Source organism: Nocardioides koreensis (assembly GCF_039531775.1).
GTDB classification, from domain to species: domain Bacteria; phylum Actinomycetota; class Actinomycetes; order Propionibacteriales; family Nocardioidaceae; genus Nocardioides; species Nocardioides koreensis.
Genome location: NZ_BAAAQR010000013.1, coordinates 63,644 through 77,301, shown reverse-complemented (window position 1 = coordinate 77,301; position 13,658 = coordinate 63,644). Strand labels below are relative to the sequence as shown.

General features: G+C 71.4%; 11 protein-coding genes. 8 read left to right on the top strand and 3 right to left on the bottom strand.

Translation table 11 applies throughout. The annotated features are described in order from the left end of the window. Nucleotides 1–141: 141 nt before the first annotated feature. Entirely contained in the window at nt 142–1,089 is a 948-nt protein-coding gene (gene pgfA / locus ABD268_RS18560; RefSeq protein WP_344155813.1) for a cell envelope lipid trafficking protein PgfA, read from the top strand. Here pgfA and ABD268_RS18555 read toward each other — a convergent pair. Beyond that, nucleotides 1,086–1,910 carry a class I SAM-dependent methyltransferase gene (locus ABD268_RS18555; RefSeq protein ID WP_344155810.1) on the bottom strand — a complete coding sequence of 275 codons (825 nt, stop codon included), beginning with the start codon at nt 1,908–1,910 and terminating at the stop codon, nt 1,086–1,088. The two genes, pgfA and ABD268_RS18555, sit on opposite strands and share 4 nt — an antisense overlap. A 144-nt stretch (nt 1,911–2,054) precedes the next feature. Between ABD268_RS18555 and ABD268_RS18550 the strand changes: the two genes are divergently transcribed. Beyond that, nucleotides 2,055–5,876 (top strand): choice-of-anchor C family protein, encoded by a 3,822-nt coding sequence (locus ABD268_RS18550; RefSeq protein ID WP_344155807.1) that lies wholly within the window; start codon nt 2,055–2,057, stop codon nt 5,874–5,876. A gap of 30 nt (nt 5,877–5,906) precedes the next feature. Then, nucleotides 5,907–6,818, top strand: coding sequence for a phosphotransferase family protein (locus tag ABD268_RS18545; RefSeq protein WP_344155805.1), 912 nt, complete (start codon nt 5,907–5,909; stop codon nt 6,816–6,818). Between the two features lie 8 nt (nt 6,819–6,826). On the opposite strand, the gene ABD268_RS18540 is transcribed toward ABD268_RS18545, so the two are convergent. Next, nucleotides 6,827–7,111 carry a DUF3303 domain-containing protein gene (locus ABD268_RS18540; RefSeq protein WP_344155802.1) on the bottom strand — a complete coding sequence of 95 codons (285 nt, stop codon included), beginning with the start codon at nt 7,109–7,111 and terminating at the stop codon, nt 6,827–6,829. 259 nt (nt 7,112–7,370) lie between these two features. On the opposite strand from ABD268_RS18540, the gene ABD268_RS18535 reads away from it, so the two are divergent. The 3 genes from ABD268_RS18535 to rpsA all read left to right on the top strand — a co-directional run bounded on the left by ABD268_RS18535 (nt 7,371) and on the right by rpsA (nt 11,289). Next, a complete protein-coding gene (locus tag ABD268_RS18535; protein WP_344155799.1) occupies nt 7,371–8,996 on the top strand; it encodes a hypothetical protein in 1,626 nt (541 codons plus the stop codon). 37 nt (nt 8,997–9,033) lie between these two features. Next, a complete protein-coding gene (locus tag ABD268_RS18530; RefSeq protein WP_344156040.1) occupies nt 9,034–9,549 on the top strand; it encodes a VanZ family protein in 516 nt (171 codons plus the stop codon). Nucleotides 9,550–9,804: 255 nt separating this feature from the next. Further along, the gene (rpsA, locus tag ABD268_RS18525; RefSeq protein WP_344155796.1) at nt 9,805–11,289 is read left to right on the top strand and encodes a 30S ribosomal protein S1; all 1,485 of its coding nucleotides are present in this window, start codon (nt 9,805–9,807) and stop codon (nt 11,287–11,289) included. Nucleotides 11,290–11,382: 93 nt separating this feature from the next. Here the strand turns inward: rpsA and ABD268_RS18520 are convergent, their stop codons facing one another. After that, the gene (locus tag ABD268_RS18520; RefSeq protein ID WP_344155793.1) at nt 11,383–11,532 is read right to left on the bottom strand and encodes a hypothetical protein; all 150 of its coding nucleotides are present in this window, start codon (nt 11,530–11,532) and stop codon (nt 11,383–11,385) included. A 93-nt stretch (nt 11,533–11,625) separates the two neighbouring features. Here ABD268_RS18520 and ABD268_RS18515 point away from each other — a divergent pair, with 93 nt between their 5' ends. After that, nucleotides 11,626–12,600, top strand: a complete 975-nt coding sequence (locus ABD268_RS18515) for a GlxA family transcriptional regulator (RefSeq protein WP_344155790.1) — start codon at nt 11,626–11,628, stop codon at nt 12,598–12,600. Continuing rightward, nucleotides 12,600–13,646, top strand: coding sequence for a GDSL-type esterase/lipase family protein (locus tag ABD268_RS18510; protein ID WP_344155787.1), 1,047 nt, complete (start codon nt 12,600–12,602; stop codon nt 13,644–13,646). Before ABD268_RS18515 ends, ABD268_RS18510 begins: the two co-directional genes overlap by 1 nt. Nucleotides 13,647–13,658: the final 12 nt, after the last annotated feature.

Below are 13,658 nucleotides of genomic sequence, written 5' to 3'. Positions count from 1 at the left end.
CGAGCACGGGCCGGACTATCTCACACGGGCACCCCCGATCTGGGCGAAGGATCGTGGCGGTCGCCACATCCGCCCCGTCCGTCCTGCTACCGTTCAGCGATTCACCTCCCGGGGAGGGAGGGGCTCCTGGGGAGGAAAAACGTGAAGCGCAAGTGGTTGGGCTCGGTGCTGGTGGCACTGGGCGCCTTCTTGGTGGTGGCGGCGATCGTGGCGCAGGTCTGGGCGCCGGACAACGTCAAGCGCACCCCGATCGACGTCAACAACACGACGTATCTCGACGGCCAGGCCGATCACCTCAACCCCGAGACCGGCAAGCTCGAGAGCGACCCGGTCTACGCGTTGCAGATCAACCAGACCGACAGCAACAAGTCCGACGGCGAGGTCGCCGTCTTCGTGCAGAACACCTGCGTGGTGATCGACACCGGCCAGGACCGGGTCTGTGTCAGCGACAAGGACCCGAACCTCCTGACCCACGAGGTGGATGTCTTCGCCGCCGACCGCCACACGGCGTTGTCGCTCAACGACGAGAAGTACGTCCCCGACCAGACGGTCGAGCACACCGGCCTCAACAACAAGTGGCCCTTCGACGCGCAGAAGACGACGTACCCCTACTGGGACGGCACCCTCGGCCGCTCGGTGGACGCGGTCTACGAGCGGACCACCGAGGTCAAGGGCCTCGAGGCCTACGTCTACCGGGTCGACATCAAGGACGAGCCCGCCGAGGTCCTCGACGGCGTGCAGGGCGTCTACGACGACGTCAAGGAGATCTCCATCGATCCCCGCACCGGCGCCATCCTCAACACGACGGAGAACCAGCAGCGCTACCTCGAGGACGGGCAGAAGATCCTCGACCTCCAGCTCGAGTTCACCGACGACACCCAGCAGGCGAAGGTCGACGAGGCCAACACCAAGTGGGACCAGATCAACCTGGTGCTGAACATCCTCCCGGTCGTCGGGTACGCCGTGGGCATCCCGGTCCTCCTGGTGGGGCTGGCCCTGCTGTTCGTGCGCCGCCGGAACAGCGGCCCGGGCGAGGTTCCTGTGGAGGACACCGAGCGGCCGACGCCCGCGGGGACCGCTTCCCGCTAACGCAGGTCGGCCACGAAGATCGCGGTGCCCGGGGTGTACCTGCCCCGGGTGCCCGACCAGCCGCCCCACACCCGGTCGTGGCCTTCGGGCCACTCGGGCTCGAGCAGCCGGGTGAGCGCGAAGCCCGCGTCCGCCAGCAGGGTGACCCAGTCGCCCAGGGTGCGGTGGTGCTCGACGTACGACACCACGCCGGTCGCGTCGTCGACCTCGACGTACGGCGTGCGGTCCCAGTAGGACTGGCTCGCGACGAGGCCGGCCTCGCCCGGGTCGTCGGGGAACATCCAGCGCGTCGGGTGCGTGATCGAGAAGGCGAACCGGCCGCCGGGCCGCAGCACCCGCGCGGTCTCGACCACGGCGAGCTCGATGTCGCTCACGAACTGCAGCGCCCCGAAGGACGAGAAGACCACGTCGAAGCTCGCGTCGGCGAACGGCAGGTGGGTCGCGGTGCCGAGGACCGAGGGCACGGGCATCCCGCTCTCCAGGTCGATCCGGCGTGAGTGCTGCAGCTGCCGGAAGGACAGGTCGAGCCCGTAGCCGCGGCCGCCCTGGGCGCGGACCCAGCGCGAGCACTGCCCCGCCCCCGAGCCCACCTCGAGGACGTCGCGGTCCGTGACGTCGCCGAGGACGCGGGCCGCGGCCTCGGTCAGGCCCTCGGGGCCCCACACGAAGCCCACGTCGCCGAGGAAGGCCCCGTGCGTGGACTGGTACTCGTCGGCGTAGCGGTCCCAGTCGGGTCCGTTGGCCCGTCGGGACTCGGCCTCGTCGACCGGGCGGCGCTCGACGCGGACCGGCGGGTGGCCGGACGGCTGCTCGTTCTCCACGTCGGGAGACTACGGGACCACCGGGAGGGCACTGGTGTACGCCACCACCCCCTCCGGACGCGTGAATTTGCCGATTACCGGGGCCTCCGGCCTCCGGAGTTGTCACGATGCGGCGTCTGAGTCGCCGTTCGTTCGGGGGAACACATGCGTCTGTTGCGTCTGCTCGTCGCCTCGCTCGGTCTGATGCTGCTGATGGCCGGGGTGCACGGCCCGGCCGCCGCCGCTGCGGGTCCGCCGAGCTACACGGTCACCGCGGTCGCCGACCACGAGTACCTCGTCACCGGCGGGACGCTGACGGTCACCGGCGTGGTCCGCCCGGCCGCGCCGTACCGGCCCGTGCGGCTGCAGCAGCGCAGCGAGGGGGAGTGGCGCACCATCGCGACCACCTCGCTCGACGCCCACTCGCGCTACTCGCTGTCGGCGGTCCTCGAGGACCTCGGGGACCAGCGGCTCCGGGTGGTCAAGGCGGCGCTCGGAGCCGTGGGTGTCGGCGTGAGCCCTGTGGTGGTGGTGAACGTGTCGTCGGTGGAGCTCGCTGACGAGACGGTGATCCTCACCGACCAGGACCTCGCGCACCTGGAGTCCTTCGACCTCGAGTCCGGTCGGCTCGAGCTGGACCCGGAGGCAGACGTCACCGACGTTCGGATCGGGAGCATCCTCGCCGGTGGCTACTCCGAGCGGACGCCGAACGGACTGCTCCGCCGGGTGACCGACATCGCGCGGACGCCCGAGGGGGGCTGGGCGCTGGCCACCGAGCAGGCGTCGCTGAACCAGGCGATCGTCCGGACCGTCGGCGCCCAGCACGTGACGGGGACGCTCGAGAAGCAGGTGGCCGCGCCGGCGGAGGGTGTCGCGGTCGACCGTGCCAAGCGCCCGCAAGGGTTCTCCGCCTCGCTGCCGTTCCCGGACCTGACCTTCTCCCTGAAGTCGTCGGCCACCGTCTCGACGCCGAAGCCCGAGGACGGGTCCGGGGTGTGGGGGCAAGGCACCTACTCGCTCGCCAGCGACCTGAAGTTCCAGTCCAGCGCGGAGCTCGTGTGGGAACAGGGTCCGTTCGGGGTCGACCGGGTGCGCGCCGCGTTCCACACGGCGACGACGACCACGACCACGACCACGGTCGCCGGGGAGGTCCACGGCACGTACGGGGCCTCGATGGGCGAGGTGACGCGTTACTACACCTTCCCGCTGGGCCCGATTCCCGTCGTGATCACGGACACGTCGGAGATCCCGTTCAAGATCGAGCTCTCGATGACGGCGGGCGCCGAGACGTCGTTCGAGTCCACCGACACCGCCGCCGTGGGCTTCGAGTACACCAGGGGCCACGGCGTCTCACCCGTGTGGGAGCACGACGGCAGCCACACCGCCGAGGCCGGGGGTGCCCAGGGCTCGGTGACACTCGAGGCGTCCGCGGGTCTGAAGGAGACGACCAAGATCTACGGCCTCGTCGGCCTGACGGCCAGCATGCTCGCCTACGGCAAGTACGAGGCCGACGTCGACGGGCTGGCCTGTCCGGTGACCGCCGGCATCCGGATCGGCGGCGGAGTCGCGGCCGGGGTCGACATCCTGATCTTCGAGCTCGAGTGGGAGTGGACCGCCGAGGACGACATCGAGCTGTACCGGCAGGACGACTGCGCGCTCAACCCCCGCATCAAGACCGAGTGGCTGCCTGACGGCACCGAGGGGCAGGACTACTCCACAACGCTCGAGACCGAGGACGACCGCACGGGCTACTGGGGCCACGAGGGCTCCCTGCCCCCAGGTCTGTCGTTGAGCAGCAGCGGCACGTTGTCGGGGACGCCGCAGCAGGAGGGCGCCTTCGACGTACGGGTGACCTTCACCGACATGGAGGGACGCGTCATCAAGATGACGCTGTCGCTCGTGGTCCAGCCGAACGTCCTCCTCGTGGCGACGGGCTCGCTGCCGAACGGTGTCGTGGGAGTTCCGTACGCCGGCGTCCTGTCCGCCGACGGCGGTCAGGGCCCCTACACGTGGACGGTCCTCAGCGGCTCGGTACCGGGCTTGACGGTCAACCCGGACGGCTCCGTCACGGGCGAGCCGGAGTCCGCGGGGGCGGGGACCCTCCACGTCCAGGTCGCGGACGCCGACGGCCTGGTCGCCGAGGGCGACGTCTCCTGGAGCGTGACCGACCTGCCGCCCCCGGTCTCGGGGACGGGCACGGGGCCGATCACGGCGCCGCCGGCCTGCCTCGCCGCGTGCGGCACCTCCTGGGGTGACCCGCACCTGGTGACCTACGACGGGCTGTCCTACGACGACCAGCTCGCGGGCGAGCTGGTGCTCACCCGTTCGACGGCTGACGACTTCGAGGTCCAGGTCCGTCAGCAGCCCTGGAACGGCTCCCAGCTGGTAGCGGTCAACACGGCCACCGCGATGATGGTCGACGGCACGCGCGTCGGCATCTACCTGACCCCGACCGGTGTCCGGACGCTCGTCGACGGGGACCCGGTCTCGGTGGACGGTGCGGGCCGTGCGCTGCCCGGTGGGGGCAGCATCCGTCACGACCAACCGGGTCACCTGGTGGTGGTCAGCTGGGCCGACGGCACGTCGCTGAGCGCGTCGTACGTGCCCGGTTCGTACATCACGATCCGGATGAGCCTCACCACCGACCGGCTCGGCACCCTGCGCGGGCTGCTCGGCGACGCCGACGGCGACCGGTCCGACGACCTGAGCACGAGGGACGGCGACGTCGTCGCCGTCGGCTCGACGGCCGACAAGATCCACTCGGACTTCGCCGACACGTGGCGTCTCCGTGCGGGTGAGTCGCTGTTCGACTACGCCGAGGGCGAGAGCACGGAGTCGTTCGTCGATCGGGCCTTCCCGCACGTCCACGTGTCGGTCTCCGACCTCCCCACCGCCCAGGCCGACGCCGCCTTCGCCTCCTGCGAGGCGTCCGGTGTCGTCGGGCAGGCCGCGCTGGACTCCTGCGCGCTGGACGTGGCGCTCAGCGGTGACGAGGACATGGCCGCCGGCGCGCTGGTCATGCAGTCCGGCACGGGCGCCGGCGGCGTCGGCAACGGCAGCTTCGAGGACCCCGCCATCGGCTCGCGGTTCGTCAGTCTCGGCGTCGGCGCGACCATGGGCGCCTGGACGGTGGTGAGCGGGTCGGTCGACCTCGTGCACAGCAGCTACTGGCAGCCCGCCGCGGGAAGCCAGTCCCTCGACCTGAACAGCTGCTCTCCGGGTCGCATCGCGCAGACGATGGCCGTGGAGCCGGGTCAGCGCTACCGCATCGCCTACTCCTACGCCGGCAACCCCGAGACCTCCGACCGGCTCAAGAAGTTCCACGTCGAGGTCGACGGTGCCGTCGTGGACCGCCGTACGTTCGACACCACCGGCAGGACCACGCAGTCGATGGGCTGGACCTCCGCGGTGACCGCCTTCGTGGCCACGGGGGACCGCACCACGATCGCCTTCCAGTCCGACCAGACGGGCTCCTGCGGTGGAGCGGCGTTGGACGACATCGTCATCACGCCGGTGTCGACCTCGAGCACGGTGATCGCCTCCTCGAACCCCGGAGACGCCTGGACGGACCAGACGGGTGCGACCGGGCTGGCCGAGCTCTCCTACGGGCACAGCGGCTGCTCCGCCCTGGACGTCGCGCTGCGCTGCGTCAGCGGGGGATGGGCCGTCGTCGACGACGCCCCCTGGATCTGGGCGCACCAGTTCCCCCGCAACGGCGAGGGCACCGTGACCTTCACTCGCACGGTGACACTCTCGGAGGCGCAGGCCGGTCACCTGCTCAGGCTGACGGCCCTCGGTGACGACGTGATGACCGCGAGCGTCGACGGCCGGCAAGTGCTCTCGGGGGGCTTCACGTCGCCGACCTCCACCGACCTGACCCTGTCCCCGGGCGAGCACGTCCTGACGTTCGCCGTGACGAACCTGGGTGGCTACCAGCCGACGAGCAACCCCGGGGGCCTGGCCTGGAAGCTCAGGACGGTGGACTGAGGCGTACACCGGGTGTGCCACGATCGCGGCATGGAGCCCTCCCTCGACCTGGCATCGCTCGAACCGCTGGGCGGTGGCTGGTCCGGGGAGACCTTCGTCGCGGACGTCGCCGGTGAGCGGAGCGTGGTCCGCATCTATGCGCGTCCCTGTCACCGCGGCGCGGCCGCGCACGAGGTGGACGCCGCGCTGCTGCGGCTGGTCCGGGGGCTGGTCCTGGTCCCCGAGGTGCTCGAGGTGCGCCGGGCCGACCCGTCGGCTGGCCTGCCCGCGCTGCTGGTGACGTCGTACCTCCCGGGGGAGCGCGCCGACCTGCTGCTGCCTCGGCTGGACGACCGTCGCCGCGCCGAGCTGGGCGCGCGCCTGGGCGACCTGCTGGCCGACCTGGGCGGCATGCCGCAGCTGAAGGCCGGTCCCTTCGTCGACGGTGACCTCACCGTGGGCAGCTTCACCGCGGACGGGGAGCCGCTCGACGGGCTGCCGGCGATGGTGCAGCTCGTGGAGCCGTCGCTGGGCTGGTGGACGCCCGAGGAGCTCGCCGGGCTCCGCGAGGTGGCCGTCGACGCCCAGGCCCTGCTGGACACGGTCGGGCGGTACTGCTTGGTCCACAGCGACTTCAACCCCAAGAACCTGCTCGTCGACCCAGACACGCTGGCGGTGGCTGGGCTGCTGGACTGGGAGTACGCGCACGCCGGCCACCCCTTCACCGACCTGGGCAACCTGCTCCGCTTCGAGCGTGACGACGTGTTCGCCCAGGCGGTGCTCGAGGCGTACGTCGCACGGCGCGGCGGCACCGCCGCCGAGGCGCTGGCCCTGGCCCGGGCGGCGGACCTGTGGGCGCTCCTGGACCTCGCGCCCCGGCGCGCCGACAACCCGGTCGCGCAGGAGGCCGACCGGTTGCTGCGGGCGATCGCCCGGTCGGGGGATCTCGACGCGACCCCCTGAGCCGGGCGTCAGCCGTAGACGCTCTGGATGACGGGGAACGCATCCTCGATGGTCGTGATCGGCGTCGTCTCGAACTCGATCCACGGGCCGTACTGGATGGTGACCTTGAAGCTCTCCGCCGGGTCGGCATCCGCCTCCTGCACGACGAAGCCACCACTGCCGTCCAGCGAGGTGTAGTGGGCGATGACGCCGGGCGAGGTTCCCACTTCGAGGAACTGCTTGGTCAGGGCGCGCAGGTCGTCTGCGTCCAAGTGCTCGCGGTACCTGTAGGTCGTCATGTAGAGGGACTTCATCCTGTCCACCTCCGCGGGGTCATGGGACCTTCACGCTAGGAAGGCCCCGTCGGGCGGGGGAGAGGCGAAGGTCACGGGGAGGTCACGGGATCGAGGTGGCACGCCGTAGACCTGGGCTTTCCAGATCGTGGGCCTGCTGCGCGGGATGCCGCCTGTCGCTCCGCGAGGCTCACCCGCTCCGGGCACCCAGTCAGATGCGCCTTTCCACATCGGTGAATTGACTCTTGTCGACTCGAACACACGTTCGATACAATCAGGTATGGACCCGGCCACCGACCCCGACGCGCTGCCGGCGGACGCCGTGGAGACGTTGGCGTTGGCCGAGCGGCTGGTGGTCCGGCGCCGCGAGGTGGAGCTGGAGGACCTGCGGGTCGCGGCGCACTGGGCCGCGCTGCACGGCAGCGACCCGCGGGAGGACCCGGGGTTCGTGCGGGGCCGGCCGGGCGCGGACCGGCTGATCAGCGTGGGCGGGGAGGGCACCCCGAAGGTGCGGGAGCTGTGCTTCCACGAGCTGGGCATCGCCCGGCAGGTGCACGCCCAGGCCGCCCGGGCCCTGGTGGCCGACGTGCTGGACCTGCAGCACCGGCTGCCGTTGACCTGGGCCCGGCTGGAGGCGCTGGCCGGGGACGCGTTCGTGGCCCGCAAGGTCGCCGCCAAGACCCGCGACCTGCCGCTGGGGCTGGTGGGGCTGGTCGACGTCGCGGTCGCCGCGGTCCTCGGCCGGCTGTCCGCGGGGCGGGTGCTGGCGATCGCGGAGGCCGCGATCATCGAGGCCGACGTCGCCGGGCACGCCGAGAAGCTCGCCGCGGAGCGGCGGCGCCGGTACGTGGGGCTGTCGCGGACCGATGAGCACGGGCTGCGCACCGTGATCGCCCGGGTCGCCGCCGGGGACGCGGTCTGGATCGACGCCACCGTGGACCGGGTCGCCGACATCCTCGCCACCCGCCCCGACCTGCGCCCCGAAGACCCCGGGGACGACCTCACCCGCGACGAGCTCCGCGCGCTCGCGTTCGGGTGGCTGGCACGCCCCGCCCAGCTCCTCCACCTGCTGTTGGAGGCCGCCCACACCGCCGAGCAGGACACCCAGGCGGCGGACGAGACCGATGCCGCGGAGCCCGAGGCCGGGGCCGACGCCGCCGGGGCCGACGCCGCAGAATCCGAGGCGTCCGAGGACGACACCGACGCGGACCCCGAGCCCGAGCCCGACCCCGATGCCGAGCGGGTCGATCCGCTCGCGGAGTCCCGCTCCACGGCGCTGTCGCAGGAGGCGCTGGACCTGTTCCGGGCCGCCGACCTGACCACGCTGGCCCCGAGTGTGCAGCTGTTCGTGCACCTGCACCAGGAGGTGCTGGACGGCACCCCCGGCGTCGCCCGCGTGGAGGGGATCGGTCCGCACCTGCTCGAACAGGTGGTGGGTCTGGTGGCGCACACCCGGGTCACCGTCACGCCGGTGGTCGACCTGGCCGATCGGCACGCCGTGGACGGCTACGAGTTCCCCCAGGCGGTCCGGCACCGCACGAGGTTGCGGATGCCCGCCGAGGCCGCCCCGCACGCCACCCGGGTCACCGGGAACAGCCAACGCATCGACCTGGACCACCCCACCCCCTACGACCCCACCGGCCCGCCGAAGCAGACCGGCGACCACAATGCCGCGCCCCTGGGCCGCACCACACACCGGGCCAAGACCCACCTCGGCTACCGGGTCCTCCAGATCGGCGTCGACGCCTGGCTGTGGCGCACCCCGCACGGGCTCTGGCGTGTCGTCGACCCCCGCGGCACCCACCCGATCAGCGACTTCGACGCCGAGGGGTTCACCAGCCCCGACCCCCTCCAACGCAGCCTGGCCCGCCTGTGGTGGGAACACTGCGCCAGCAAGGCCGCCTGACCTGCAGCAAGGCCCTAGGGTTCGCTCCGTGGGGGACATGGAGGTCATCACGCGGATCCTGCTCGGGCAGCGGCAGGTCCTGATGACCCTGGGGTTCAGCTCGCTCGTGCTGGTCCCGCTGGTCGCAGTCGCCGCTCGCCGGGCAGGCTGCTCCTGGTGGCGGACGGCGTCAGCCGGCCTGGCCGGGCTCGGGACCGCACTGGTCCTCGCCGTGACTCTCGGGCGCTACCAGGACGGGATGCTGCTGCGCTGGGGCCGGGGCTGCCTGCTGCAGCCCGGACTGTCCCTGACGTCACCCGAGGCGAGGCTGAACTTCCTGCTCTTCGCTCCCGCTTGCTTCTTCGCGGTGCTCGCGTGCCGCAGGCTCCTGCCCGTCCTGGCCCTGACCTTGCTCGCGAGCTTGCTGGTCGAGGCCGTGCAGAGCGTCACGGGGGCAGGCACCTGCCAGACCTCGGACATCGTGCGCAACGTGGCCGGGGGAGGGCTGGCGGGCCTTGCGGCACTCGTTCTCGTGGCCCTCTCGCGGGCCTCGCGTCCGGTCGGCGAGAGCTGACCGCCGGCGGCCGTGGCCCGGCCCTGCCCCACCTGCCCCGGCAGTCTCGCTCGCCGGTCCCGCTCTCGGTTGGACTCTGCCGCGCGCACCGGCGTACGCTGGCTGTCGCGCCTGATGTCTGCCTGCGTCCCGGACGGAGTGGACTCTCGCTCGCTATCACGTCCCGCTTCTCACGCGGGGCATCTCATCGGTAGTGAAACCGGACTCAGCGTGCGCCCGCACGACCAAATGACCACCCAAGGATCCCTTTCCCTTATGACGAGCACGATCTCCACTCTTCCCGATTACGACGCCCCCCAGGTGGCGGTCAACGACATCGGTTCCGAAGAGGACTTCCTCGCCGCGATCGACGCGACCATCAAGTACTTCAACGACGGCGACATCGTCGACGGCACCATCGTCAAGGTGGACCGCGATGAGGTCCTGCTCGACATCGGCTACAAGACCGAGGGCGTCATCCCCTCGCGTGAGCTGTCGATCAAGCACGATGTCGACCCCTCCGAGGTCGTCGAGGTCGGCGACAAGGTCGAGGCCCTGGTCCTCCAGAAGGAGGACAAGGAAGGTCGCCTGATCCTGTCCAAGAAGCGCGCCCAGTACGAGCGCGCCTGGGGCACGATCGAGCAGGTCAAGGAGGAGGACGGCGTCGTCGAGGGCACCGTCATCGAGGTCGTCAAGGGTGGCCTCATCCTCGACATCGGCCTCCGCGGCTTCCTGCCGGCGTCGCTGGTCGAGATGCGCCGCGTGCGCGACCTGCAGCCGTACGTCGGCCAGACGCTCGAGGCGAAGATCATCGAGCTCGACAAGAACCGCAACAACGTGGTCCTGTCGCGTCGCGCCTGGCTCGAGCAGACCCAGTCCGAGGTTCGCCACGGCTTCCTGACCCAGCTCCAGAAGGGCCAGATCCGCAAGGGCGTCGTCTCCTCGATCGTCAACTTCGGTGCGTTCGTGGACCTCGGCGGCGTCGACGGCCTCGTCCACGTCTCCGAGCTGTCCTGGAAGCACATCGACCACCCGTCCGAGGTCGTCGCCGTGGGCGACGAGGTCACCGTCGAGGTCCTCGACGTGGACATGGACCGCGAGCGTGTCTCCCTGTCGCTGAAGGCGACGCAGGAGGACCCGTGGCAGCACTTCGCCCGCACCCACCAGATCGGCCAGATCGTCCCGGGCAAGGTCACCAAGCTGGTGCCCTTCGGTTCGTTCGTCCGTGTCGAGGAGGGCATCGAGGGCCTGGTGCACATCTCCGAGCTCGCCGAGCGTCACGTCGAGATCCCCGAGCAGGTCGTCCAGGTCAACGACGACGTCATGGTCAAGATCATCGACATCGACCTCGAGCGTCGCCGGATCTCGCTGTCGCTCAAGCAGGCCAACGACACGGCCGCGGCTACCGACGTCGAGGAGTTCGACCCGACCCTCTACGGCATGACTGCGACCTACGACGAGCAGGGCAACTACGTCTACCCCGAGGGCTTCGACCCGGAGACCGGCGAGTGGCTCGAGGGCTTCGACGAGCAGCGCGCGACCTGGGAGGAGCAGTACGCCAAGGCGCACGCTCGCTGGGAGCAGCACGTCAAGCAGCAGGCCGAGGCCGCCAAGGCCGAGGTCGAGGCCGGCGAGGCCACGTCGTACTCCAGCGGCGGCGGCGAGACGGCCGAGGCCGAGACCGAGGGCGGCGGCGGCTCGCTCGCCTCGGACGAGGCGCTGCAGGCGCTGCGCGAGAAGCTCACCGGCGGCGGCAACTGATCCGCAGGTAGCACACGTTCACAGCGAAGGGCCCGGTCACCAACAGGTGGCCGGGCCCTTCGCCCATTTTCGTGCGACGTTCGGCAACACGTCTCAGTGGGGCAGGGCGGGGGACTCGAAGCGCGGGTCGTCGAGGTGCGAGCGCGGGGGCCGCTGGGGGCCGCGGCCGTCGCGAACGGCGAGGCGGATGGTCTCCGCGCTCATCAGGACGACGATCGCCAGGAGGATCATCAGGTAGGTCATGGCAGTAAGTCTGCGCCGGTCGACATCCCGCCACCAGTGGCAGGAAAGACATGGGGCATTGATTTCCTGCCAAACCTGCGGCAGGCTGACGGCATGCCGCCAACCGTGACCAGCGTGGCCGTCCTCGTCCAGGACGGGGTCGAGCCGTTCGGGCTCGGCGCGATGTGCGAGGTGTGGGCCGAGCCCTACCACCCCGAGGACGACAACCCGGTCTTCGACTTCGTGGTGGCGACCCCGCGGCCCGGCCGCGTGCGAGGGCCCTCGGGCTTCGACCTGCACGTCGAGCACGGCCTCGAGGCGGCCGCGCACGCCGACCTGCTGTGCATCGCTCCCAAGCGGGACTACCTCGATCCGTCACCCGAGGTCGCCGCCACCGTGGCCGCTGCTCATGCTCGCGGGGCGTTCGTCTTCGCGCACTGCACCGCCGCGTTCGTCCTCGGGGAGGCCGGACTCCTCGACGGCCGCCGGTGCACGACGCACTGGCGCCACACCGACGTGCTGGCCGCGCGCTACCCGGAGGCGCAGGTGGACGAGAACGTCCTCTACGTGCAGGACGGCACCATCGTCACGGGAGCCGGCTCGGCGGCCGGTCTCGACGCCGCGCTGCACCTGATGCGCCAGCAGTTCGGCGCACGTACCGCCGCCGCGGCGGCCCGCCGGATGGTGGTGCCCCCGCACCGCTCCGGCGGCCAGGCCCAGTTCATCGCCCGCGCCGTTCCCGACTGCGACGCGGAGACCCTGGGCCCGCTGCTGGTCTGGATCGTCGAGAACCTCGCCGAGGACCTCAGCGTCGACGAGCTCGCGCGTCGGTGCCACATGTCGCCGCGGACCTTCGCCCGGCGGTTCCGCGCCGAGACCGGCACCACCCCGCACAGCTGGGTGACGGCCCAGCGGGTCCAGGCCGCCGAGGAGCTGCTCGAGCTGACCGACCACTCCGTCGACTGGATCGCCGACGAGGTGGGCTTCGGCAACGCGGCCACGCTGCGTCACCACTTCACCCGCGCCCGCGGCGTCAGCCCGCAGCAGTACCGGCGCACCTTCTCCGGCGCCGCCGTCCGCAGCGCTTGATGCGGTGGGGGCGCACCCTGGGGATCGGCGTCGGTACGGCGCTGCTGCTGGGCGCGACGCTCGTCTCGTCGGCGCCCGGGACGGCGAAGGAGCCGGTGCGCATCCTCCTGGTCGGCGACTCGGTGACGCAGGGATCCGCGGGGGACTGGACCTGGCGGTACCGGCTGTGGCGCCACCTCGTCGGGTCGGGCGTCCGCGTGGACCTCGTCGGACCCCGTGACGACCTGCTCGACAACGTGACGGGGGAGTTCGGGTCGCACGCCTACCTCGACCCCGCATTCGACCAGGACCACGCTGCCCGTTGGGGGATGTTCTTCGCCGGCCAGGACCGGCCCATCGGCGAGCTGGTGGACGAGTACCACCCCGACGTCGTGATCGAGATCCTCGGCGTCAACGACCTCGCCTGGACCGACGCCACGCCCGAGGGCGTCACGGGGGACGCCCGCCAGTTCGTCGAGGACGCGCGGGCGGCCGACCCGGACGTCGATGTCGTGCTGGGGGCGCTGCCGCAGACGTGGATCTCGGGCGTCGAGCGGTACGACGAGAGCCTGCCCGTGCTGGCGGCCGAGCTCGACACCGACGCCTCGGACGTGGTGACCGCGACGGCCCCCGGGCCGTTCGCCGAGGGGGTCGACACGTGGGACACCGCCCACCTGAGCGCCTCCGGCGAGGTCAAGGTGGCCGCGGGGGTCGCCGACGCCCTCGCCGGGCTCGGCATCGGCTCGCCGTACCCCCGACCGCTCCCGGACGTGCCCCTCGGTCCGCGCCTCCCTGCGCAGCTGTCGGCCAGGGCCGGTGACGGCGAGGCAGAGCTGTCCTGGGTCTCGCCGCCGGGCGCCACCGCGGCGTACGTCTGGCTCCGCGACACCACCGACGGGGAGTCCTGGAGCCGGCTGCCGTACCCGCTCCCGGGGCCGACCTGGACCGCGGGGGACCTGGTCAACGGTCACGCCTACGAGTTCCGCCTGCAGTCGGAGAAGGGCTCGGTGGCAGCCGAGGACCTCTACTCGAACGTGGTCACGGTGACGCCCGGACCGACCCCCTGATGGCCGATGCCT